Origin of the sequence: Streptomyces sp. NPDC052721 (assembly GCF_040678315.1) — a bacterium.
Classification (GTDB): Bacteria; Actinomycetota; Actinomycetes; order Streptomycetales; family Streptomycetaceae; genus Streptomyces.
On record NZ_JBFATL010000060.1, the window covers coordinates 1 to 23,572 of the forward strand.

Genomic DNA, 23,572 nt, shown 5'->3' on the forward strand with positions numbered 1-23,572 from the left:
TGCAGGGTTTCGTGCAGGACCTGGGGCGCGGGCCGTCCGGCCGACACGACCTCCAGCACCTCGGCCCCGTCCGACGCCGGGACCGGGACCCCGTCCGACGCCGGGACCGTGCCACCGTCTGCGAGGGCCTTCCACCGCACCGCGAACAGTCCGTCCCGGCCGCCCGGGGCCGCCGCCCCACGCAGCGCCTCCCGCGACAACGGGCGCAACGTCAGGCCGTCCACGGACGCCACCGGAGCACCCGTACCGTCGGCCACCGTCAGCGACGCCTCCAGGGTCTCGGACTCCTGGTCGGACACGGTCAGGCGGACGCGCAGCGCGGTGGCGCCCACCGCGTGGAGGGTGACACCCGACCATGCGAAGGGGAGCCGGGCCCGGCCCGCCTCGTCGACGACGCCGGGCAGCAGTGTGTGGAGGGCGGCGTCCAGCAGCGCCGGATGCAGCAGGTAACGGCCCGCCTCCGCGCGCAGCGCCTCCGGGAGGGCCACCTCGGCGAAGATCTCGCCCTCACCCCGCCAGGCCCGCCGCAGCCCACGGAACGCCGGCCCGTAGGCGTAACCCAGCTCCTCCAACCGCTCGTACACACCCTCCAGCGGCACTTCCCGCGCACCCGCCGGAGGCCACACCGTCAGCGACTCGCCCCCGGACGGGTCCGCCGCGACCAGCCGCCCCCGGGCGTGCAGCGTCCACGCGCCCTCGCCGGCCTCACCGTCCAGGTCGTCCCGCTCGGGCCGCCCGTACACCTCCACCGCGCGACGCCCGGCACCATCGGCCTCGCCGACGACGACCTGGACCTGCACACCACCCCGCGCCGGCAGCACCAACGGCACCGACAGCAGCAGTTCGTCCAGTGTCCCGGTGCCGGTCTGTTCGCCGGCGCGCGTCGCCAGCTCCACCAGAGCGGTGCCCGGCAGCAGGACGTTCCCGTCGACGGCGTGTTCGGCCAGCCAGCCGTGGGTGTGCGGCGACAGCCGTCCGGTGAAGACACGGGTGTCCCGGTCGGCCAGACTCACGGCCGCGCCGAGCAGCGGGTGCCGGGCGGGGGTCAGACCCAGGCCGGCGGCGTCCAGCGGGGCGCCCGGGCCGTCCAGCCAGTACCGCTCGCGCTGGAAGGCGTACGTGGGGAGGTCGACCCTCCGCGCGCCGGGCAGGACCTTGGTCCAGTCGGGTCCGGCTCCGCGCAGCCGCAGCAGGGCCAGTGCCGCTGCCACGGACTCCGCCTCGGGCCGGCCGCGCCGCAGCGCCGGGGTGAGCACCCCGGCCTCCCCGGTCAGGCATGCCTCGGCGAGCGCGGTCAGCACGCCGTCCGGGCCCAGCTCCAGGTATTCGGTGACGCCCTCGGACTGCAGGAACCTCACGCCGTCGTGGAACCGGACGGTGCCGCGGATGTGACGGACCCAGTAGTCGGGTGACATCAGCTCCTCGTCGGTGGCGAGGACGCCCGTCACGTTGGAGACGACGGGGATCTCGGGGGCCCTGAAGGTCAGGTCCGCGATCGTGTCGCGGAATTCGTCGAGGACCTCCTCCATGTGCGCGGAGTGGAAGGCGTGCGAGACGGCGAGGAGCCTGACCCTGGCGCCCTTGGCCCGCCAGTCCTCCATGACCTCGGTGACGGCGTCCTCGTCACCGGAGATCACCGTGGCGCGCGGACCGTTGACCGCGGCGACGGAGACGCGCTCCTCGCCGTGGGTGAGCAGGGAGGCGCGGACCTCGTCCTCCGCGGCCTGGATCGAGGCCATCGCACCGCCCTCGCGGGCGGCCTGCATCAGCCGGCCGCGCTCGGCGACCAGGACACAGGCGTCGTCGAGGTCGAGCACGCCGGCCAGATGGGCCGCGGTGACTTCGCCGAGGGAGTGGCCGAGCAGGTAGTCCGGCCGCACGCCGTAGTGTTCGAAGAGGCGGTACAGGGCGACTTCGACCGCGAAGAGCGCGGCCTGGGTGAAGGCCGTCTGGTCGATCAGCGCGGCGTCGGCGGACGTCTCCGGGGCGAACAGCACCCCCTTCACGGGACGGACCAGCTCCGGGTCCAGACGGGCGCACACCCGGTCCAGCGCCTCGGCGAACACCGGGTTGGTCTCGTACAGCTCGCGGCCCATGCCGAGCCGTTGGGCGCCCTGCCCGGTGAACAGGAAGGCGGTCTTGCCGGGGCGGGTGGTACGGGTGCCGACCACGCCGGGGACCTGCCGGCCGTCGGCCGAACCGGCGAGCGCGGCCAGCCCTTCGAGGAGCGTTTCGCGGCTGTCGCCCAGGACGGCGACGCCGTGGTCGAGCAGGGAGCGCCCGGTGGCCAGCGAGTAGGCGACGTCGGCCGCCTCCAGCCCGGGCCTCGCCTCGACGAACCGGCGCAGGCGCTCGGCCTGGTCGCGCAGCGACTTCTCGGTCTTGCCGGTGAGGATCCACGGGAGGACACGGCAGGGCGGACCGGACGTCCCGGCCGGGCGCGGCTCGGCCGGGGGTTCCTCGATGAGGACGTGGGCGTTGGTGCCGCTGATGCCGAAGGAGGAGATGCCCGCGCGGCGGGGCCGGCCGTCGGTCGCGGGCCATTCGCGTGCCTCGGTCAGCAGTTCCACCGCACCGGCTTCCCAGTCCACGTGGCGGGACGGGTTGTCCGCGTGCAGTGTCCGCGGCAGCACTCCGTGGCGCATGGCCTCGATCATCTTGATGACGCCGCCGACGCCGGCGGCGGCCTGTGAGTGGCCGATGTTCGACTTGAGTGAGCCGAGGTAGAGCGGCCGGTCGGTGGTCCGGTCGCGTCCGTAGGTGGCGAGCAGTGCCTGGGCTTCGATGGGGTCGCCGAGGCGTGTGCCGGTGCCGTGTGCTTCGACGGCGTCGACGTCGTCGGTGCTCAGGCCGGCGTTGGCCAGGGCCTGTCGGATGACGCGTTCCTGGGAGGGGCCGTTGGGTGCGGTCAGGCCGTTGCTGGCTCCGTCCTGGTTCACGGCCGTACCGCGGATGACCGCCAGGACGCGGTGGCCGTTCTTGCGGGCGTCGGAGAGCCGTTCGACCAGGAGGAGGCCGACGCCCTCGGACCAGCCGGTGCCGTCGGCGTCGTCGGAGAAGGACTTGCAGCGGCCGTCGGCGGACAGACCGCGCTGGCGAGAGAACTCCACGAAGGTGTTGGGGCTGTTCATGACCGTGACACCGCCCGCCAGCGCGAGGTCGCACTCGCCGTTGCGCAGGGCGCCCGCGGCCATGTGCAGGGCGACGAGCGAGGAGGAGCATGCCGTGTCGACCGTGACGGCCGGGCCCTCCAGACCGTACGTGTACGACAGGCGGCCGGAGAGGACGCTGGAGAGGTTGCCCGCGAGCAGGAAGCCCTCGAACTCCTCCGGGGTGCCCTCCAGGCGCGAGGCGTAGTCGTCGTACATGGCGCCGGTGAACACACCGGTCGCGCTGCCGCGCAGTGCGGCCGGGTCGATGCCCGCGTTCTCGAACGTCTCCCAGGCGGTTTCCAGCAGCAGGCGCTGCTGGGGGTCGGTGGCGGTCGCCTCGCGCGGCGACATGCCGAAGAACTCCCGGTCGAACAGGTCCGCGTCGTGCAGGAAGCCGCCCTCGCGGACGTACGACGTCCCCACCTGGTCCGGGTCCGGGTCGTACAGCTTCTCGATGTCCCAGCCCCGGTTCGACGGGAACTCGCTGATGGCGTCGACCCCGTTGGCCACCAGCTCCCACAGGTCCTCGGGAGAGGACACACCGCCCGGGTACCGGCACGCCATACCGACGATCGCGATCGGCTCGTCGGTGCGGGCCCCGGCGCGCTCGCGCCGGTCCCGGTCCGCGGGGGCTTGGGTGGACACCGCCTCGGTCAGCAGGTACGCGGCGAGCGCGTTCGGTGTCGGGTGGTCGAAGACCGCCGTCGTGGGCAGCCGCAGGCCGGTGGCGGCGGTGAGCCGGTTGCGCAGGTCGACACCGGCCATCGAGTCGAAACCGAGGTCGTTGAAGGCACGGGCCGGGTCCACGGCCGCGGCGCCCGGGTGGCCGAGCACCGAGGCCACGGTGGCCCGCACCAGGGTCAGCACGGCGTCGCCCCGCTTGGCCTCCGGCAGGCCGGCGATCTGCCGTGCCCAGTCGGAGCCGGCGCCGCCGGGCCGGCCGGCCTGCGCGGCGCGGCGCGGACGCGGGCGCACCAGGCCGCGGTACAGCGCGGGGACCGGTGCCGCCCCGTCGACCGCGAGCCTGCTCGGGTCCAGGGCCACGGGTGCCAGCAGCGGCTCGTCGCCGGCCAGCGCCAGGTCGAAGAGCGCGCGGCCTTGTTCCGGGGTGAGCGGCGTCATGCCGGCGCGTGCCCAGCGGGCGAGGTCGGCGTCGGTCAGGGACGCTCCCATGCCGTGCGTGGCGTCCCACAGGCCCCAGGCCAGCGAGGTGGCGGGAAGGCCCTGCGCGGCGCGGTGCTGGGCGAGCGCGTCCAGGTAGGTGTTCGCCGCCGCGTAGTTGGCCTGACCCGCGGTGCCGGTGAGACCGGACACGGACGAGAACAGCACGAACGCCGTCAGGTCCAGGTCGCGGGTCAGTTCGTGGAGGTGCCGGGCGGCGTCCGCCTTGGGCCGCAGCACGGCGGCCAGTTGTGCCTCGGTCAGCGACTCCAGGGTCGCGTCGTCCAGGACGCCGGCCGTGTGCACGACGGCGGTCAGCGGGTGCTCGGCCGGGACCGAGGAGACCAGGGCCGCGACGGCGTCCCGGTCGCCGACGTCGGCGGCGGTGACGGTCACCTCGGCGCCGAGCGCCGTCAGTTCCTCGGCCAGTTCGGCGGCGCCGGGCGCGGCGGGGCCCCGGCGGCTGGTCAGCAGCAGGTGCCGTACGCCGTGCCCGGTCACCAGGTGGCGGGCGAACAGCGCGCCGAGCCCACCGGTGCCGCCGGTGACGAGGACCGTCCCGGCCGGGTCGAAGCGGGGGGTGGGCGCCCCGGCCGCCCGGAGGGTGCGGGCGAGCCGGGGCGCGTGCAGCCGGCCGTCGCGCACGGCCAGCTGCGGCTCCTCGGCGGCGAGCGCGGCAGGCAGCAGGGAGTCCGCCGCCGGGTCGTCGTCGAGGTCGATCAGCACCAGTCGGCCGGGGTGCTCCGACTGAGCCGAGCGGATCAGGCCCCAGACGGACGCGCCCGCGAGGTCCACGTCGTCGGTGGGGCGTGCGGCGACGGCGCGCCGGGTCACCAGCGCGAGCCGCGAGGCCGCGAACCGCTCGTCGGCCAGCCACCGCTGGACGAGGCGCAGCACCCGACCGGTGGCGGGTCGCGGGTCGCCCGCGTCGTCCGGGGCGGTGGGCACCCGGAGGACGACGATGTCGGCCGGCCCCGCGGAGTCGAGGGAGTCGCCGGCCTCGGTCCAGGTCAGGGAGGTGTCCGGGGCGGGCGACGGCAGTTCGTTCCACTCCACGGTGAACAGGGAGCCGGCGCCGGTGTCCGACGCCGCCGCGAGGCGGTCCCTGGGGACGGCACGCAGGGCGAGGTCCAGGTCGGCGACGGGGGCGCCGGTGCCGTCCGCGACGGTGATGGTGGCGCGCTCGGGGCCGGCGGGCGAGATCCGGGCGCGCAGCTCCGAGGCGCCCGCCGCGTGCAGGGTGACGTCGTTCCAGGCGAACGGCAGCCGGATCCGCTCCGGGTCCGTACCGGCGCCCGCGTCGAGCACCAGTGGGTGCAGTACGGCGTCGAGCAGCGCGGGGTGCAGGCCGTAGGCCGCCGCGCCCTCGGCCTGTGCGTCGGGCAGACGCACCTCGGCGAAGACGTCGGTGCCGCGCCGCCAGACGGCACGCAGCGCCCGGAAGGCGGGGCCGTAGGCGTAGCCGAGGGCGGCCAGCCGGTCGTACACGTCGTCGAGGCTCTCGGCGTCGGCGCCGGCCGGGGGCCAGGAGACGAGGTCGGCGTCGGCGGCGGGCGCCGCGGCGGCCCGGGCGAGCAGGCCGGTGGCGTGCCGGGTCCACGGCAGGGCGCGGTCGGCGGTGTCGGGGCGCGCGTGGACGGTGAACGGGCGCTGCCCGTCCCGGTCGGGCGCGCCGACCGCCACCTGGACGCGTACGGCTCCGCGCTCCGGCAGCGGCAGCGGCGCCTCCAGCGTCATCTCCGCCAGGTGCGGGGCGCCGACGTGCCCGCCCGCGGCGACGGCGAGTTCGAGGAAGGCGGTGCCCGGTGCGATGACGGTGCCGGCGATCGCGTGGTCGGCCAGCCAGGGCTGGGCGGCGCGCGACAGGAGGCTGGTGAACAGGGCGTCCTCGCGCTCGGCGAACTCCACTGCGGTGGTCAGCAGCGGGTGCCCGGCCGGGTCGAGGCCGAGGCTGCGGGCGTCGCTGCGCGGCGTGGCGTTCAGCCAGTAGCGGGTGCGCTGGAAGGGGTAGACCGGCAGGTCGGTGCGGACCGCGCCGGGGAAGAAGGAGGCGACGTCGAGCGGGGCGCCCTGGGCGTACGCCGTGGCTGCCGCGGTGGCGAAGGTCTCCGCCTCGGGGCGGCCGGCGCGCAGCACCGGCACGGCGGTGACCGCGGCGGCCGGGGTGCCCTCCAGGGTGCGCCGGGCCAGCGCCGTCAGCACGGCGTCCGGGCCGACCTCGACGAGGACGGTGGCCCCCTCGGCCGCGAGGCGCTGGGTGGCGGCGGCGAACCGGACGGTCTCGCGGATCTGCCGCGCCCAGTAGTCGGGCGAGGTGAGCTGCTCGGCGGTGGCGATCTCGCCGGTCACCGTCGAGACGATCGGGATGCGTGGGCGGTGGAAGGTGAGCCCGGCGGCCACGGCCCGGAACTCCTCCAGGATGCCGTCCATGTGCGGGGAGTGGAAGGCGTGCGAGACCGTCAGCCGGTGGGTGCGGCGGCCGGCCGCCTGCCAGCCGCGGGCGGCGTCCGCCACGGTTTCGGCGTCGCCGGAGATCACCACGGACGACGGGGAGTTGACGGCGGCGACGGACACGGCGGACTCCCGTCCGGCGAGCCCGGCGGCGATCTCCTCCTCGGTGCCCTCGACGGCGATCATCGCGCCGCCGGCCGGTGCGGACTGCATGAGCCGGCCGCGGGCGGCGACCAGGACCGCGGCGTCCTCCAGGGAGAGGACCCCGGCGGCGTGGGCGGCGGCGAGTTCGCCGATCGAGTGCCCGGCGAGCAGGTCGGGTGTCAGTCCGTGGTGGGTCAGCAGCCGGAAGAGGGCCACCTCCACGGCGAACAGCGACGGCTGGGTGTAGGCGGTGAGGTCGATCAGCCCCTCGCCCTCGCCCTCGCCGAACAGCACGTCGCGCAGCGGCACCTCCAGCAGGCCGTCGAAGGCGGCGCACACCTCGTCGAGGGCGGCGGCGAACACCGGCTGGGCGGCGTACAGTTCGCGGCCCGCTCCGGCGCGCTGCGCGCCCTGGCCGGTGAACAGGAACGCGGTGCGGACCGGGGTGTTAGCGGTGCCGGTGACGGTGTTCGGGGCGCCGGTGCCCGTGGCGAGCCCGGTCAGTCCGGCGAGCAGGTCCTCGGCGTCGGAGGCGAGGACGACGGCGCGGTGCTCGAAGGCGGTGCGGGTCGTGGCGAGCGAGAAGCCGAGGTCGGCGAGGCCGGCGCCGGAGTCGGTGACGTGCGCGGCCAGACGGGCTGCCCGCTCGCGCAGCGCTTCGGGGTCGCGGGCGGTGACGACGTACGGCGCGGGCACGGCGGCGAGGGCGGCGGTGCCGGTCCCGGCCGGGGCGGTGACCGGTGGCGCCTCCTCGACGATGAGGTGGGCGTTGGTGCCGCTGATGCCGAAGGAGGAGACCGCGGCGCGCCGGGGACGGCCGGTCCCGGGCCACGGGCGTTCCTCGGTGAGGAGGGCGACGGTGCCGTCGGACCAGTCGACATGGCTGCTCGGCCGGTCCACGTGGAGCGTTCTGGGCAGCACGCCGTGCCGCATCGCCTGGACCATCTTGATGACGCCGCCGACGCCCGCGGCGGCCTGGGCGTGGCCGATGTTCGACTTCAGCGAGCCGAGGTGGAGGGGGCGGTCCCTGTCGTGTCCGGGGCCGTAGACGGCCTTGAGGGCCTCCGCCTCGATGGGGTCGCCGAGGCGGGTCCCGGTGCCGTGGGCCTCGACGGCGTCCACGTCCGCGGCGGTCAGGCCGGAGTCGGCCAGTGCCTGCTGGATGACGCGCTGCTGGGACGGGCCGTTGGGGGCCGTGAGCCCGTTGCTGGCCCCGTCCTGGTTGACGGCGGAGCCCCGGAGCACGGCCAGGACGGGGTGGCCGTTCTTCTGCGCGTCGGACAGTCGTTCGAGCAGGAGCAGGCCGACGCCCTCGGACCAGCCGGTGCCGTCGGCGCCGTCGGCGAAGGCCTTGCAGCGGCCGTCGGGGGCCAGCCCGCGCTGGCGGGAGAACTCCACGAACATGCCCGGCGAGGACATGACGGTGGCGCCGCCCGCGAGGGCGAGGTTGGTCTCGCCGGAGCGCAGGGAGCGGATCGCCAGGTGCAGGGCGACCAGGGAGGAGGAGCAGGCCGTGTCCACCGTGATCGCCGGGCCGACCAGGCCCAGCTGGTAGGCGATGCGGCCGGACATGACACTGGCGGTGGTGCCGGTCAGCACGCCGCCCTGGACGGACTCGGGGGCGTCGTCCATCCGCGGCCCGTACTCCAGGCCGGTGGCGCCGACGAACACCCCGGTGCGGGTGCCGCGCAGCCGCGCGGGGTCGATCCCGGCGCGCTCGACGCTCTCCCACGCGGTCTCCAGCAGGAGGCGCTGCTGCGGGTCCATGGCCAGGGCCTCGCGCGGGGAGATCCCGAAGAACGCGGCGTCGAAGTCCCCCGCGTCGTGCAGGAACCCGCCGTGCCGCACGGAGCTGTGGCCGGGCCGGTCCGGGTCGGGGTCGTACAGGTCCTCGGGCCAGCCGCGGTCGGCGGGGAACGCGCTGATGGCGTCACCGCCCTCGGCGACGAGGCGCCACAGGTCCTCGGGCGAGGCCACGCCGCCCGGGTAGCGGCAGGCCATGGCGACGACGGCGATGGGCTCCCCGTCGGCGCTCGCCGCCGCCTCGTCCGCGACGGCGGCCTCGCCGAGGAGTTCGGCCTCGACGAACTCGGCGAGGGCCTGCGGGGTGGGGTGGTCGAAGAGCAGGCCGCCGGGCAGCTTCAGGCCGGTGGCCCGGGCGAGCGCGGCGCGCAGTTCGGTGGCCATCAGGGAGCTGAAGCCGAGGTCCCGGAAGGGTGTGTGGCCGGGCACACGGTGGCCGGGCTCGTACTCCAGGACCGCGGCGATGTGGGTCTGCAGCAGGTCCTCGACGGTGCGCCTGCGTTCCGACTCGCCGAGCGAGGCCAGGCGGCGGCCCAGTTCGCCGCGCGGGGTGGCGGCCACGGGGGCGTCGGGGGCGGCCTCGGGGAGGGGGGCCGGCAGCGGGTCGACGGCCCCGCGGACACCGCTCAGCCAGTAGGGGCGGCGCTGGAAGGCGTACGTCGGCAGCTCGACGTGGCGCGCGGACCGGCCGCCGTACAGGGCGGTCCAGTCGGGCTCGGCGCCCCGGGTGAACGCGGTGGCCAGCGCGGCCTGCGCGGTCAGCGGTTCGGAGCGGCCGGCGCGCAGCAGCGGTACGGCGGCGATGGCGGCGGCGTCCGCGGCGCAGTCCTCGGCGAGGGAGGAGAGGACGCCCTCGGGCCCGAGCTCCAGGAAGGTGTGTACGCCGGCGCTCTCCAGGGCGCGGACGGCGTCGAGGAAGCGCACCGGACGGCGGACCTGTTCGACCCAGTACTCGGGGGAGGTGAACTGCCCTGCGGTCACCGGCTCCCCGGTGACCGTGGAGACGACCGGAATTACCGGCTCCGAGTAGTCGAGCGAGGCCGCCACCGCGCGGAACTCCGCCAGCATCGGGTCCATGTGCGGGGAGTGGAAGGCGTGCGAGACGGTCAGGCGCTTCGTGCGGCGGCCCCGGTCCCGCAGCGCGGCGGCGACCTCCTCGGCCGCGTCGGCGTCACCCGACAGGACGAGGGAGCGGGGGCCGTTGACGGCGGCGACGACGAGCGCGCCCTCGCGGCCCGCGAGGAGCGGCAGCACCTCGGCCTCGGTGGCCTCCACGGCGATCATCGCGCCGCCCGTGGGCAGCGCCTGCATCAGCCGGGCCCGGGCGGCGACCAGGCGGGCGGCGTCGGCCAGGGAGAACACGCCCGCGACATGGGCGGCGGCGAGTTCGCCGATGGAGTGGCCGGCGAGCTGGTCGGGCCGCAGCCCCCAGCTCTCGACGAGGCGGAAGAGGGCGACCTCGACGGCGAACAGCGCGGGCTGGGTGACGCCGGTCTCGTGCAGTGCCGTGTCGTCGGCGACGAGTTCGGCGAGCGGGCGCGGCAGGAGCGGGTCCAGGTGTGCGGCGACCTCGTCGAAGGCGGTGGCGTAGGCAGGGAACGCCGCGTACAGCTCCCGGCCCATGCCGGTGCGCTGGGCGCCCTGACCGGTGAAGAGGAACGCCAGCCCGCCGGGCCGTACGGTCCCGGAGACGACGGAGGCGGCGGGGGTGCCGGCGGCGAGCGCGTCCAGGCCGGCGAGCAGCGCGTCCCGGCCGTCGGCGACGACGACGGCGCGGTGGCCCAGGAAGGTGCGGGTGGTGGCCAGCGCCCGGCCGACGTCCTCGGCCGACTGCCCGGGGTGCTCGGCGGCGAAGGCACGCAGCTTCGCGGCCTGGGCACGCAGCGCGTCCTCGTCGTGCCCGGTGACGATCCAGGACAGCGGGGTGACGGCCGCCGGGGCGGCGGGGCCGGAGACGGCGGCAGGACGGGCGGGGGCCTCGGAGACGACGACGTGGGCGTTGGTGCCGCCCATGCCGAAGGAGCTGACGCCGGCGATCAGCGCCCGGTCCTCGTCCGGCCAGGCCGTCAGCTCGCACTGTACGGCGATGCCGAGCTCGTCCGGTGCGATCCGCGGGTTGGGGGTCTCGAAGTTCAGGCTGGCCGGGAGCCGCCGGTGATGCAGGCTGAGCAGCGTCTTGATCAGGCCGGCGATGCCCGCCGCGCCTTCGAGATGGCCGATGTTGGTCTTCACGGAGCCGACGCGCAGTGCGGTGCGGGCCGTGCGGCCGCGGCCGAGCGCGGCGCCGAGCGCCGCCGCTTCCAGCGGGTCGCCGACGGGGGTGCCGGTGCCGTGCAGTTCGACGTACTGCACCTCGTCGGGAGCGATCCCGGCACGCTCGTACGCCTCGCGCAGCACCGCCTCCTGGGCGGCCGGGCTCGGCACGGTGAGCCCGTCGGTGGCGCCGTCGTTGTTGACGGCACTGGAACGGATGACGCCGTAGATCCGGTCCTGGTCGGCCCGGGCCCGGCTCAGCGGCTTGAGGAGGACCACGCCGCCGCCCTCGCCGGGCACGAAGCCGTTGGCGCGGGCGTCGAAGGTGTAGGTGGTCCCGTCGGGCGACAGCGCTCCGAAGCGGGACTCGGTGACAACGTTCTCCGCGAGCAGGTTGAGGTTCACGCCCGCCACGAGCGCGCTGTCGGCCTCGCCGGCGCGCAGGCTCTCACAGGCCAGGTGGACGGCCACCAGGGAGGACGACTGGGCAGAGTCCACCGTCATGCTCGGACCGTGCAGACCCAGGTGGTACGAGACCCGGTTGGCGATGACACCCCGGTTGACGCCGGTCATCGTGTGCTGGGTGACGGCCTCGGCGCCGTGCCGGTACAGCAGGCTGGTGTAGTCGTCGCGCAGGGTGCCGACGAAGACGGCCGTCCTGCTGCCGCGCAGGGTGGCGGGGACGACTCCGGCGTCCTCCAGTGCCTCCCAGGCGAGCTCCAGCACGAGCCGCTGCTGCGGGTCCATCGCCGCCGCCTCACGCGGGGAGATGCCGAAGAACGGCGCGTCGAACGCGTCGACGGCGTCGAGGAAGCCACCGCGCCCGGCGCCGAGGGAGCGACCGTCCGGGCCCCAGCGCCCTTCCGGTACGGGGGTGATGGCGTCGGCGCCGCGTGTGAGCAGGTCCCAGAACGCGGCGGGGGAGTCGGCCCCCGGAAGCCGGCAGGACATGCCGATGACAGCAATGGGCTCCGCCCGGTCCCCGGCCGCGCCGCCCTCCCAGGTGGGTTCTGCGTGGGTGTCGTGCTCGCTGGTCGTCACTGTCGGGTGCCCTTTCCGTACTGCGTATCGCAACGGTCCAAGACGTCCGCCTGCGCATTCGGAGCCCGGACGGCTCGGCGCGGCCTGCCACCGACGTTATGTAGCCGGGGTCTTCCGAAGATCCAACGAGTGATCACGGCCCGGTAATCGGAGCCCGGGCGCCGCGTCGTCATGCGCGGCATTACCTCTCGGTGAGCCCCGGGTTTCCGGCCTACGGATAGCTTTTCGGCGTAGTTGTCACCCTCATCGCTCTTTCACTCCTCACTTTCCGGAGGACAGAAGAATGTCGAACACCGCCACGGCCGTCGAACTCCCCAAGGAGCTCGAGGCGCACCTCGAAAGCTATGTCGCCGCCTTCAACTCGGGCGACGCAGAGAGCGTCAACGCCCATTACACCGAAGCCGGCATCATCGCGTGGGAGAAGGGCAATCCGGTCAGCGGCGCGGACCGCCGGGCCGCCATCACGGAATTCCTCGCCACCATGCAGCCGCACATCGAGACCGAGGTGCGGGAGGCGTACGTCACCGGCGACACGGCCCTGCTGGTCGTGGACTGGACCATGGAGATCAACACGGCGAGCGGCGAGGGCCGCGAGCACCTGCGCGGCGTCGGCCTGGACGTCCTGCGCAAGCAGGCGGACGGCTCGTGGCTGTACGCCGTCGACGACCCGTTCGGCGAGGAGCCGCGCGACTGACACGACGGCCGCGAGCGAGCGGGCACACGCGAAGAGGCCGGGCTCCCCTGGGGGAGCCCGGCCTCGTCCGTCGTGCCGGAAGCGGTGCGGGTCAGACGGTGATGTCGGCGACCGGGCGGTCCACCGCCATCAGCCACTTGCCGTCCTCGACACGGCGGATGACATCGGTGCAGGTGCCCTTGATCTGGACCAGCTCACCGTCCTCGCCGGGCAGCCCCAGCTCGAAGTCGACGACGATGAGCGTGACGTCGTCGGCGGTGTAGGAGTGCTTGACGACGGACTTCAGCGTCGGGCCCTTGGCGAGCAGTTCGATGATGCCCTTGGTGCGCGCCTCGCCGGTCAGCGGGCTGCCCGTCAGGTTGGAGATGGCGTCGTCGCGGTAGAGGTTGTCGAAGGCGGCGCCGTCGCCGGAGTTGAAGATCTTCAGGAAGACGTCGTTCTGGACCTCCGGGTCATCGGTGAGTTCCAGGCTGTACAGGTCGACGTCGGTCGAGGCGGTCATGTGCATCTCCTTCGTGTGATTGGCCGTGTCCGGCTGGTGTGTTCGACCGCGCGCCGTCGTGGCGCGCGGAGTCGTCAGGCGGCCCGTGGGGCGTGGCCGAACTTCCCGTCGAAGAACGTCAGCGCGGCGTCGTCGCAGCCGCGCCGGCAGTCCAGCACCCTGCCGACGAAGATCGTGTGGTCGCCCGAGACGTGCGCGTCGGTCACGTCGCACTCCAGCCAGGCCAGTGCGCCGGCCAGGAGCGGGGCGCCCGTGTGCTCGCCCGGTGCCCATTCGACGCCGTCGAACTGTGCGAGTCCGAGGGCGCGCTTCTTGTCCGCGAAGTGCCGGGCGAGCGGCTGCTGTCCGGCTGAAAGGATGTTCACGCCGAAGTTCCCGGCCCCGGTCAGCTCGTCGAACATGACGGCGCTGTGATCGATGGAGACCAGCACGGTCGGCGGAGTGAGCGACACCGAACTGAAGGCGTTGGCCGTCATGGCGTGGATGTGGTCGCCGCCCACCGTGAGCACGGTGACGCCGGTGGCGAACTGGGACATCACATCCCGCAGCGAAGCGGCCCCGACAGACGTGCGCAGCCTCGTCCGCGAGGCCGCGGGTTCGAGCTCTGCGGATGCAGGAGTCATTTCCCCTCTTCGGATTCGGGTTGAGGGTCCCCTACGCAACAAAGGGGTGGGTGGAAAACGTATCCGCTCGGCACTTTCCCGCGCTCAATCGCCAAGTAATCGACGGTCTTCGGCCCTGCCGACGACGTTCGATGACCGCGCCGTTACCGCACACTGCCGCGCATTCGGTCATGTTGGCCACATGACCGATGTTTCGAATGCCCCTGCCGAACAACCGCAGTTGGCAGAACCCCATCTGGGGACCGTGCTGGCCTCCGCCGGCCTGGACGCCGAATACGTCAGGGCGGAGGGGAACCTCCTCTATCAGCGGGGCGAGGACGGCCGCGAGGTCGCCGTCGTGGACTACGCGGGGGGATACGGCTCCCTCCTGCTGGGCCACAACAACCCCGCGATCACCGCGTACGCGAAGGAACTGCTGGAGAGCGGCATCCCGGTGCACTCGCAGTTCTCCCTGCACCCGGAGGCCGCCGAGCTGGCGCTCGCCCTGAACCGGATCGTCCGCCGCGAGACCGGCGACGACGAGCCGTTCTTCGCCGTCTTCGCCAACACCGGCGCCGAGGCCAACGAGGCCGCGCTCAAACACGCCGAGATGGACCGGCGCGTCCGCCTCGGCGCGCTCCTGGAATCCGTCGGCAGCGGCCTCGACGCGGTGCGCGAAGCCGTGCGGGACGGTTCGGCGACGGTGCCCCCCGAGATCCTCGCCCGCTTCGGCGTGGACGCGGACCTCCCGGGTCCGGCCGCGCTGGACGAGCTGATCGGCCGCCTCACCGCCCACAACGAGGCCCAGGCCGGGCGCCCCCCGGTCTTCCTCACCCCGGAGGGCTCCTTCCACGGGAAGCTGGTCGGCACCGTCCAGCTCACCCACAACGAGGGTTACCGGACCCCGTTCAGGGCGCTCGCCGCGCAGGCGCGGTTCGTCCCGCTCGACCAGCCGGGCGCCCTGCGCAAGATCGTCGACGAGGAGCGCGCCACCCTGTTCGGCCTGGCCCTGGAGGGCGGCCGGGTCCGGTTGTCGGAGCACGAGGCGCCCGTCGCCTGCGCGTTCGTCCTGGAACCGATCCAGGGCGAGGGCGGCATCCGCGAGCTGTCGGCGGAATTCGCCCGGGAGATCCAGGAAGTCTGCGCGGAGATCGGCGCACCGGTCATCGTGGACGAGATCCAGAGCGGCATGGGCCGCACGGGTGACTTCCTGGCCAGTACGCGCCTAGGGCTGCGCGGTGACTACTACACCCTCGCCAAGAGCCTGGGTGGCGGCCTCGCCAAGATCTCGGTGCTGCTGGTGCGCGCCTCGCGCTACCGCGGCGAGTTCGAGCTGATCCACAGCTCGACCTTCGCCAAGGACGGCTTCTCCAACCGCATCGCCCTGAAGGTCCTCCAGCTCCTGGAGGCCGACGGCGGCGCCGCGTACCGCAAGGCCGCCGGGCTGGGCGAGCGGCTGCTGGCCATGCTGGGCTCCGTCCGGGAGGACTTCCCCGAGGTCGTCAAGGACGTCCGCGGCCGTGGCCTGATGCTCGGTCTGGAGTTCCACGACCAGTCGGGAGCACCGGTCCCCGCGATCGCCGAGGCGGCCCGGGCCGGCCTGTTCGGCTACCTGGTCGCGGGCCACCTGCTGCGCGGCCACCGGGTCCGTACGTTCCCGACCGCGAGCGCCCCCGACACCCTGCGCTTCGAGCCGTCCATCCTGCTGTCGGACGACGAGATCGCCTGGCTGGAGACGGCGCTGCGCGACACGTGCGACATCATCCGGGGCGGCTACCGGCGGCCCCTGGCGCTGCCCGTCGGGTAACGGACGCGACGACTGCGAGGGCCGGTGGCCGGGACGCGATGCGTGTCCCGGCCACCGGCCCTCGCCCACCCCGGCCCGGCGCGCCCTCTGCCGGGCGGGACCGGGCACGAGACGTTGCCCTGTACGCCTTCGGACGGAACCCGGCGCGAGACGTCGTTCGGTACACCGCTGGGCGGGACCCGGCACCAAGCCGTGTCCCGCCCAGCGGGTTCCTCCCTCACCGCGCGTCCGGCGTCCCGGCCGGGACGCCGGGGGTCAGCCCTGCTTGAAGGCCTCGACCAGGCTGGCCAGGCTGTGGGTGGCGTGGCCCTGCGCGACGCGACGCTCGATCAGCGCCTGGATGGAGGCCGAGAAGTCGCTGTTGATGCCCAGCTGCTTGCTCGTGGCGACCAGGTGCTCGATCGCGGCCTTGTTGACGCCGAGGCTGGAGACCTCGGTCTCGAAGCTCGCCGAGTCGATCTCCTGGGCGCTCTGCGGGATCGCCGGAGTGATGACGTGCTCGATCCAGGTCAGGGCGAACGGCGTGAAGGCCTCCGCCGAGACGCCGGCCGAGTTGACGAGGGCCACGGCGTGGAAGTAACCCGCGAGGCTCGACCACAGCAGCGACAGCAGGCCGAGGTCGTAGATCATCGCCACACCGGTGTCCGCGCCCAGGTACACGTTCGTGCCGGCGAGCGGCTTCAGCAGCTCCTCGTGCTCGGCGAACACCTCCTGGGCGCCCGCGTAGAAGATCAGGGCCTGGGGCAGGCCGATCATCTGCGGGACGGCCATGATGGCCCCGTCCAGGTAGCGCACCCCGTTCTGCTCGGCCCAGACGGCGAGGGCGCGGGCGTCCTCGGGGGTACCCGAGGTGAGGTTGATGACCACCTTGCCCTTGAGCTCGGCGGCGGCACCGGCGAACAGGTCGTTCAGCACCTCGTACGTGGAGACGCACGCCACGACGACCGGGCTGGCCTCGATCGCCTGCCGGATGTCGGCGGCGAAGACCGCGCCCTGCTCGACGAGCGCGTCCGCCTTGTCAGCGGAACGGTTCCACACGGTGGTCGGATTGCCGTTCTTCACGAAGGCGGTGGCCAGGGCGGCACCCATCATTCCCAGTCCGAGGACGGTCACCGGGCCCTGGTTCGTGTTCGACATGTACTTGCTCCTCAGTTATCTACTCGGAATCAGGACGCCACCGGAAGCGGCGTCCTACAGGAAGAGGCTGTCGGGGTCGAGGCCGAGCAGCGTGCGGCCGTACACCTCGAGCCCCATGTTGGGGGCCATCAGACCGTGCCGGGACAGGCCCTGCAGGTCCCGGTAGAAGCGCTGGAACGGCGCCTTCCGGGAGAGCGAGCCGGCGCCGCTGATGGAGTGGAGTGCCTCAAGGGCCTCCTGGGTGAGCAGGATCGCGGCGCCGGCCTTGCCGCGCACCTCCGCCTTCTCCTCCCAGGTCGGCTGCTCGCCGGCGTCGGCGCGCTCCTGGAGGAAGCCGAGGTAGGTCTCGGCGAGCGCCTCGGCGGCCTCGATCTTGCTGTGGGCCAGCGCGATCTGGATCTGGGTCAACGGGTGCTGCGCCTGGTCGGTGACATTGCTGTACGCGAGCGGCTTGCCCTTGACCGTGGCGACGAGTTCCTCGTACGCGGCGCGCGCCATGCCGATGTAGACGGCGACGGACTCGGCGACGACGAAGCTGATGAGGCTGTAGTCGCGCCCCTGGGAGCCGGTGACGGCACTGCCGCCGCTGGTGCCCAGGACGGCGTCCTCCAGGGTGACGACCCGGTGGGCGGGGACGAAGAGGTCCGTCGCGCTCGACGTCGAGCTGCCGGTGGCGATGGCGGCCGAGACGTGCCAGTCGTCGGCGATCGTCAGCTGGTCCACCGGGACCATGGCGTACACCTCCTCGACGTTGCCGTCGGGGTGCTCCAGCTCGGCGGCGAGCAGGTCCCAGTGGGCTCCGCGGACACCGGAGTTGAAGCGCCAGGCGCCGTTGAGGATGTAGCCGCCCTCGACGGGGACCATCTTCGCGGTCGGGGTGAAGCCGCCGGAGATGCGCACCGAGCCGCCCTCGAAGATCTCCTCCTGGGCCTGGAGCGGGTACAGCGTGGCCATCCAGGCGCTGGAGATCCAGGCGACGGCCACCCAGCCGGTCGAGCCGCAGCCCCGGGAGATCTCGGTGATGATCTCGACCTGTTCCTTCAGTGAGAGGTCCAGGCCGCCGAAGCGCTTCGGCACGGCGATGCGGAAGACGCCGGCCTTCTCCAGGAGGTCGATGTTCTCCTGGACTATCCAGCGCTGGTCCTCGGATGCCAGGCCGTTCGCCCGCAGCGTCGGCACGATTTCCCGGACCGCCTTGAGAATGTTTTCCGCTTCAGTGGACCTGACGGCCATCCCGGCTCCTTGGTGGGTTCGGCGGGGGTGAAAGGCATGGGCGCAGGCCAGCCAGCGCCATTGCCTTTCGGGGCCCGAGCAAATTAAGGGAGAGCGGACCATCCTTCGGCCACCAGCGAGTAACCGTCCCGTCCCGGCCAAGCTAACCAGACATCCGGTCGCGTGCGGCCACCGAGCGCCCACCGGACGGTAACTCGCCGATCTGCGGCAATCTTTAAACCCGCGGAGACGGGCGATTATCAGCCAATGGAAAACGTGGGATGGATTTCGGTCAACCGCAACTAAGGTGATTGTCTGTTCAGGTGACCACAGCAGCGCTTGATTCCTGGACAACGGACCACGTTGTGTACAAGGGGACTGGAATGAAGCACAAGAAAGAGACATTCCTCGGGGGAGCGCGCACCACACGTCGCGCGATACTCAAGGCCGGCGCCGCCGCGGGGGCGCTGGGCGCCGTCGGTGTCGCCTCCTCCCACGCCGCCTCCGCGGCCGGGATGGTGACCGAGACCGGGAACAGCTACGACGCCATCGTCATCGGCGGCGGCTTCGCCGGGGTGTCGGCGGCGCGGGAACTCAAGGCCAAGGGCAAGCGCACGCTGATCATCGAAGCCCGCGACCGCGTCGGCGGCCGGGCCTGGTCGAGCACGTTCTCGGGACTGCCGATCGAGTTCGGCGCGACCTGGATCCACCCCAGTCAGACCCTGATCTGGAACGAGGTCCAGCGCCTGGGCATCGCCACGGTGGACGACCCGAACCCCGACTTCACGGTGTTCGCCACGGAGTCCGGCGGCTACGCCAAGCAGGACCTGACCTTCCTCGACCGGCAGGACGCCCTCCTGCGGAAGTTCGTCGAGGGCGCCGAGACGTACCTGCCGCGCGCCTACGACCCGTTCTACCGCGAGGACCTGCTGGTCGACCTCGACAAGCTGACCCTCGGCGACCGGGCCCGCCAGCTGCGGCTGTCGACGCTGGAGATGAACTGGGTGAGCGCCACCACCGGCGCGTACGGCGGCGGCTTCGAGCGCGGCTCGCTCACGCAGCTCGCCCACTGGTGGGCGCTGTGCGGCTACAACACCGAGACGTTCCACGGCATCAACGTCACCCGTCCCGTGGGCGGGATGAGCACCGTCATCTCCCGGATGCTCGCCGAGTCGGGCGCCACCGTCGTCTACAAGTCCCCCGTCACCAAGGTCACCGACAGCGGCTCCCGGGTCCAGGTGACGGCGGGCGGTGTGGTGTACGACGCCGCGGCCGTGGTGGTGGCCGTACCGGTGAACACCTGGAACTCCATCAACTTCAGCTCCGGCCTGCCGGCCGAGTTCTCGCGCCTGAGCACCCAGACCGTCGGCGTGCCGACCGCCAAGAAGGTCTTCATCCAGGTCCAGGGCGACATCGGCCGCCCGCTCGTCAACGGCAAGAGCGGGGCGCTGCTCGACCTGGTCCTCGCGCACGCCGACAAGTCGTCCCAGGGCACGGTGCTCATCGGCTTCAGCGTCAACCCGAACCTGGACGTCACCAGCGTGTCGCAGGTGCAGAGCGCCGTCAGCGAGGTGCTCCCGGGCACCAAGGTGCTGTCCGTCAAGGGCCAGGACTGGGGCAAGGACGTGTACGCCAAGGGCGGTTGGACCTTCCGGCGCCCCGGTCAGCTGCTCGGCGCGCTGCGCACCGTCCGGCAGCCGTACGGCCGTCTGGTCTTCGCGGGCAGCGACATCGCGACCGGCTGGGGCGGCTATGTGGACGGCGCCATCGAGACCGGCATCCGGGCCGGCGGCCTCGCGGCAGGCCTGACCACCGCCGCGGCCTCCGCGACGAGCTGATCTGGGACGGACCCGGACCGGTCGCCTCCCCGGCGGGACGGGGAGGCGGCGACGGGCAACCGGGCGGGCACACCGATCGGTCGAGGGGGATCGCGGTCGTTCGGCCGGCGCCCGCCGGGAGTTCGGGAACGGGCGTTCACCAAGAGTTCGGCGAGCCGACGATCGCGGTGTCACCACAGCACACACATTGGCCCTCGCATCTCCACGAGAACCGCCATCCTGTGAGGCGTCGAGCACAGATCGTTGTGGTATTGGCTCGTATTGTTAGTAGCATTGGTTGTGTTCCCCGGCGTATGGGGGGGTGAGCCCTGCGCCGGCCATCGACCATGCTGAGGAACTATGTGGTTCAGGATGTTAGGCCCGCTAGAAGTCATATCCGGGGGACAGCCCATCTCTCTGGGGGGCAGCAAGCAGCGGGCGACGCTCGGATACCTCCTCCTCCACCCCAACCAGACGGTACCCATCAGTAAACTGCTGAAGGCCCTGTGGAGCGTCGAAGAAGCTCCGATGACCGCCCGCAAGATCCTGCAGAACTCGGTCTGGAGCCTGCGCCGCAAACTCGTCGACGGCGTATCCGTGGACGCTCCCGTGGCCCTGCGCACCCAGCCCCCCGGCTACTCCCTGGACGTCTCCCCCGACCGCGTGGATCTGCACCTCTTCTACCGGTGGGTGCGCGAGGGACGGGCCCGGCTGGAGGCGGGGCAACCCGACGCGGCGGCCACGCTGCTCAGTGACGCCCTGGAGCTGTGGCGCGGCCCGGCCCTCGCGGACCTGACCGAAGTGGGCCTGATGTGGCCCGAGCTGACCACGCTTCAGAACATGCGGCTGGACGTCCTGGAGGACCTCTTCGAGGCCCAGCTCGCCTGCGGACGCCACTACGCCGTACTCGGCGAGCTGGAATCGCTGGTGGAGACCGAGCCGCTGCGTGAGCGCGCCTGCGGCCAGCTCATGCGCGCCCTGTACCGCTGCGGACGCCAGTCGGACGCGCTGGGCGTGTTCAGCCGGCTGCGGGCCCAGCTGGTCGAGGAGCTCGGTCTTGAACCCAGCCGGGAACTCCAGCAGCTCCAGCAGGCGATCCTGAGCCACGACCCCGCCCTCCAGCTCGCGCCGGCCCCCGGCGCGCCCTACTCCGTACAGGGCACGGAGGCCCTGCTGCTCAGTCCGGCGGAGACGGCGCCGAAGCCCTTCGGCCCGCGACCCGTCCCCGACAGCCCGGCCCCCACCCCACCCCAGCCTGCCCGCCGGCACCCGGCCCCCCGTCCGCACGAGCCGGACCCGGCGGGCGTCCCGTCCGCCCCTGCCCCGCCCCTGGCCCTCGCGCAGGCCCCGCCCAAGTCTCCCGGCGCCGGCCTCCTGCACGGCGGCAGGCCCCCGGCCTCACCCCTGGTGCCCGTCCAGGGCTCCGGGCCCGGTCCCCAGCGTCCGGCGCTGAGGGCCGTCCTCCCCGCCCCCGCGCCGGCCCCCAAGGCGCTGTCGGCCGTCAACGGTTCGGCGCCGGGGAACGACACGGCGACGCACGCCCCCGCCCGGGACCTGCCGCCGGCGGCCAACGGCACGCCCACCGCCGCCTCAGCGGTACGCCGTGAGGCCAGCGTCCTGCTGGTACGGGCCGAACCCGACCCCGCCCCGACCGACGCCGGTGAACTCGACGCCGTGATGGACGGGGTGGGCACCCTGATCCACCAGGAGATCGAGCTGTGCGGCGGTACGGTCGTCTTCTCGCTGCACACGCTCACCCTCGCCCTGTTCCCGGCGGACCCCGACGACACCGAGTACCCGCTGCGCGCGGCCCGCGCCGCCACCGCGCTGCGCACCGCCCTGACCGCCTCCGCCTCGGGAACCGCGGGCGCCCCCGTGACCGCCCGCACGGAGCTGCGCACGGCCGTCGCGACGGGCGCCGTGCTGGTGAGCCAGTCCCTCGGCGGCAGCCGGCCGCCCAGGGTCTACGGCGCCACGGTGAAGGAGTGCGAGGCGCTGCTGGCCCTGGCGACCTCGGACGGGACCCTTGTCTGCGACCGCACCCGCGAGGAGACCAGGGAGCACTTCGCGTACGAGGAGGTCCCGGGCACGCCCGTCCACTGGAGGCTGCTCGGTGCCGTGGAACCCGATCCCGGGGCGGACGACGACGCCCACCACCGCGAACTCGACCTGCTCCAGGGTGTGATGACCCACAGCAGCCGCTGGTCGCAACCGCACCTGATCACCGTGCTGAGCACCGAGGAAGCCCCCCGCCGCCGGATGCTCGGGAAGCTGGGGGACTTCGCCGCCTCCGCGCTCGACGGGGCGCAGGTGCTGACCTGGAACCGACAGGACGCCGTCGAGTCGGGCCCCTTCGGCCTGCACCGGAAGATCATCTCCAGGTTCTCGGGGCTGTCGAAGTCCGATCCGCCCTGGGCGGTCCGCCGCAAGGTCAGCGCCGCCGTCCAGCGCCTGGACGCGGGCAAGAGCTGCATCAACTGGCTCGTCGCCCGCTGCACTTCGGTCCTTGAGACGTCGAACCGTTCGCCCGAGCGGTTGGGCGCCGAGGAGTGGCAGGATGTCTGGCGGTACTTCCTGGAAGCCGTCGCCCATGACGGCCCGATCGTCCTGATCGTCGACGATCTGCACCTCGAGGACACGGCGACCAGAGAGCTCGTCGGCCTCATCGCCCGGCTCCCCGGCCGTATCCCCCTCACCGTCGTCGCGGGCGCGGACCCGGAGCTCCTGCGGCACGCCGACTGGTCCTCGGACAGACGCTCCGCCACCACGGTGCTGCTCGACGCGCCGTCCGACGACGAACTCACCTGCTCCGACGAGGCCTGCCAGCCCGTCCAGTGAGACCGCCGGCCCTGCTGGGTCGTCAGCGTCGACTTCCCCAGCAGAGGTGTTCCCGCACCGGTTCCCCGAGGTGGCGCCGGAACGGCCCACGCACGGCTGGGCCGCGTGGTGTTCCGCGGGGCGGTGTCAGCCTCCGACGGGGATGCCGGGACGGCGGCCGGGGTGCGGTCGGCGCCGGCGGATGATCTGGCGGGTGACGGGGGCGGTGCCGCCGCGGCCCAGGCGAAGCAGCAGTGCGGCTGGACGCCGGTGGTCTCACGCAGGGTCAGGGGGATCACGGCGATGGCGTTCGGCGCGGGTTGCTCGCACTCCTTGTCCGCGTACTCGGCGCCGTCACCCGCCCGGCGGCGGCCGGCGATGATGTCGACGGTGTTGCCGTGGGCGAGGGTGTCGCTGATGAACCGCCGGCCGGTCCCGTCGAACAGGATCCTCTCCGCGCGCAGTGCGGTGGTGCGTCAGACTCGGGAGATCCCTCGCATGGATTCAGCGGCTACGGCCGGTCGATCCCGAACTCGTAGACCAGTTCCCGGCGCATGTCCGGGACGACGATGTCGGCTGTCTCCACCGGCCGGCCGCCGGTGCCGTAGCTGGTCCGCTCGATGAGCAGCACCAGGTCCCCCGCGCCGATCCCGAGGAGGTGGGCGGGCCTGCACGTGAGTGGCACGGGCCGGGCGCGGCACCTCGACCACCGTCCCCGCCAGGGGCCCGTTCTCGACCAGCACGACGTTGCGGCCCACCCCGTACTCTTCGGCGCACCGGATCCGAGACGGCAGGCGCTGAACGGGACTGCTCGGCTGGGGGAGTGGTGGTCGGGCATCGAGGCGCTGAGGGACCTGTGTGAACTCGTCTTTCTCCACCGGGCCGAACAGCGGCCTCCCAGGGCTTCTCCGCTTTCGGCCCACCGCGCCATGATGGCCTCGACCTGGGGGAGGGTGATGATGGTCGCGCTCCAGCCGGC

At 73.0% G+C, this 23,572-nt stretch carries 9 protein-coding genes and 1 pseudogene; 4 read left to right on the forward strand and 6 right to left on the reverse strand.

The features are described from left to right. Nucleotides 1-12,005: type I polyketide synthase (locus AB0L21_RS36235; RefSeq protein ID WP_365788401.1), on the reverse strand; the 12,005-nt coding region annotated here is incomplete at its 3' end. Nucleotides 12,006-12,288: 283 nt separating this feature from the next. Between AB0L21_RS36235 and AB0L21_RS36240 the strand changes: the two genes are divergently transcribed. Beyond that, a complete protein-coding gene (locus AB0L21_RS36240) occupies nt 12,289-12,699 on the forward strand; it encodes a nuclear transport factor 2 family protein (RefSeq protein WP_365709443.1) in 411 nt (136 codons plus the stop codon). 91 nt (nt 12,700-12,790) lie between these two features. Here AB0L21_RS36240 and AB0L21_RS36245 read toward each other — a convergent pair whose 3' ends face one another. Continuing rightward, nucleotides 12,791-13,201 (reverse strand): nuclear transport factor 2 family protein, encoded by a 411-nt coding sequence (locus AB0L21_RS36245; protein ID WP_365709440.1) that lies wholly within the window; start codon nt 13,199-13,201, stop codon nt 12,791-12,793. Nucleotides 13,202-13,275: 74 nt separating this feature from the next. Next, nucleotides 13,276-13,737 carry a flavin reductase family protein gene (locus tag AB0L21_RS36250; protein WP_365709438.1) on the reverse strand — a complete coding sequence of 154 codons (462 nt, stop codon included), beginning with the start codon at nt 13,735-13,737 and terminating at the stop codon, nt 13,276-13,278. Between the two features lie 268 nt (nt 13,738-14,005). Here AB0L21_RS36250 and AB0L21_RS36255 point away from each other — a divergent pair, with 268 nt between their 5' ends. Continuing rightward, entirely contained in the window at nt 14,006-15,610 is a 1,605-nt protein-coding gene (locus AB0L21_RS36255; protein ID WP_365709436.1) for an aminotransferase class III-fold pyridoxal phosphate-dependent enzyme, read from the forward strand. 255 nt (nt 15,611-15,865) lie between these two features. Here the strand turns inward: AB0L21_RS36255 and AB0L21_RS36260 are convergent, their stop codons facing one another. Continuing rightward, nucleotides 15,866-16,747: an NAD(P)-binding domain-containing protein gene (locus AB0L21_RS36260; protein WP_365709434.1), complete on the reverse strand. Its 882-nt coding sequence runs from the start codon at nt 16,745-16,747 to the stop codon at nt 15,866-15,868. 54 nt (nt 16,748-16,801) lie between these two features. Next, on the reverse strand, nt 16,802-17,980 hold the full coding sequence (locus AB0L21_RS36265) for an acyl-CoA dehydrogenase family protein (RefSeq protein ID WP_365709432.1): 1,179 nt from the start codon (nt 17,978-17,980) through the stop codon (nt 16,802-16,804). Nucleotides 17,981-18,342: 362 nt separating this feature from the next. Between AB0L21_RS36265 and AB0L21_RS36270 the strand changes: the two genes are divergently transcribed. Both AB0L21_RS36270 and AB0L21_RS36275 read left to right on the forward strand, forming a co-directional pair. Next, the gene (locus AB0L21_RS36270) at nt 18,343-19,797 is read left to right on the forward strand and encodes an NAD(P)/FAD-dependent oxidoreductase (protein ID WP_365788402.1); all 1,455 of its coding nucleotides are present in this window, start codon (nt 18,343-18,345) and stop codon (nt 19,795-19,797) included. 507 nt (nt 19,798-20,304) lie between these two features. Next, entirely contained in the window at nt 20,305-22,614 is a 2,310-nt protein-coding gene (locus AB0L21_RS36275) for a BTAD domain-containing putative transcriptional regulator (RefSeq protein ID WP_365788403.1), read from the forward strand. 490 nt (nt 22,615-23,104) lie between these two features. On the opposite strand, the pseudogene AB0L21_RS36280 reads toward AB0L21_RS36275, so the two are convergent. Beyond that, nucleotides 23,105-23,306, reverse strand: a pseudogene (locus AB0L21_RS36280) (UTRA domain-containing protein); the annotation flags it as partial. Nucleotides 23,307-23,572: the final 266 nt, after the last annotated feature.

Bases quoted from the DNA above. Each gene is read 5' to 3' on its own strand.
- AB0L21_RS36240 (WP_365709443.1), top strand. From the start codon at position 12,289: ATGTCGAACACCGCCACGGCCGTCGAACTCCCCAAGGAGCTCGAGGCG.
- AB0L21_RS36245 (WP_365709440.1), bottom strand. From the start codon at position 13,201: ATGACCGCCTCGACCGACGTCGACCTGTACAGCCTGGAACTCACCGAT.
- AB0L21_RS36250 (WP_365709438.1), bottom strand. From the start codon at position 13,737: ATGTCCCAGTTCGCCACCGGCGTCACCGTGCTCACGGTGGGCGGCGAC.
- AB0L21_RS36255 (WP_365709436.1), top strand. From the start codon at position 14,006: ATGACCGATGTTTCGAATGCCCCTGCCGAACAACCGCAGTTGGCAGAA.
- AB0L21_RS36260 (WP_365709434.1), bottom strand. From the start codon at position 16,747: ATGTCGAACACGAACCAGGGCCCGGTGACCGTCCTCGGACTGGGAATG.
- AB0L21_RS36265 (WP_365709432.1), bottom strand. From the start codon at position 17,980: ATGGCCGTCAGGTCCACTGAAGCGGAAAACATTCTCAAGGCGGTCCGG.
- AB0L21_RS36270 (WP_365788402.1), top strand. From the start codon at position 18,343: ATGAAGCACAAGAAAGAGACATTCCTCGGGGGAGCGCGCACCACACGT.
- AB0L21_RS36275 (WP_365788403.1), top strand. From the start codon at position 20,305: ATGACCGCCCGCAAGATCCTGCAGAACTCGGTCTGGAGCCTGCGCCGC.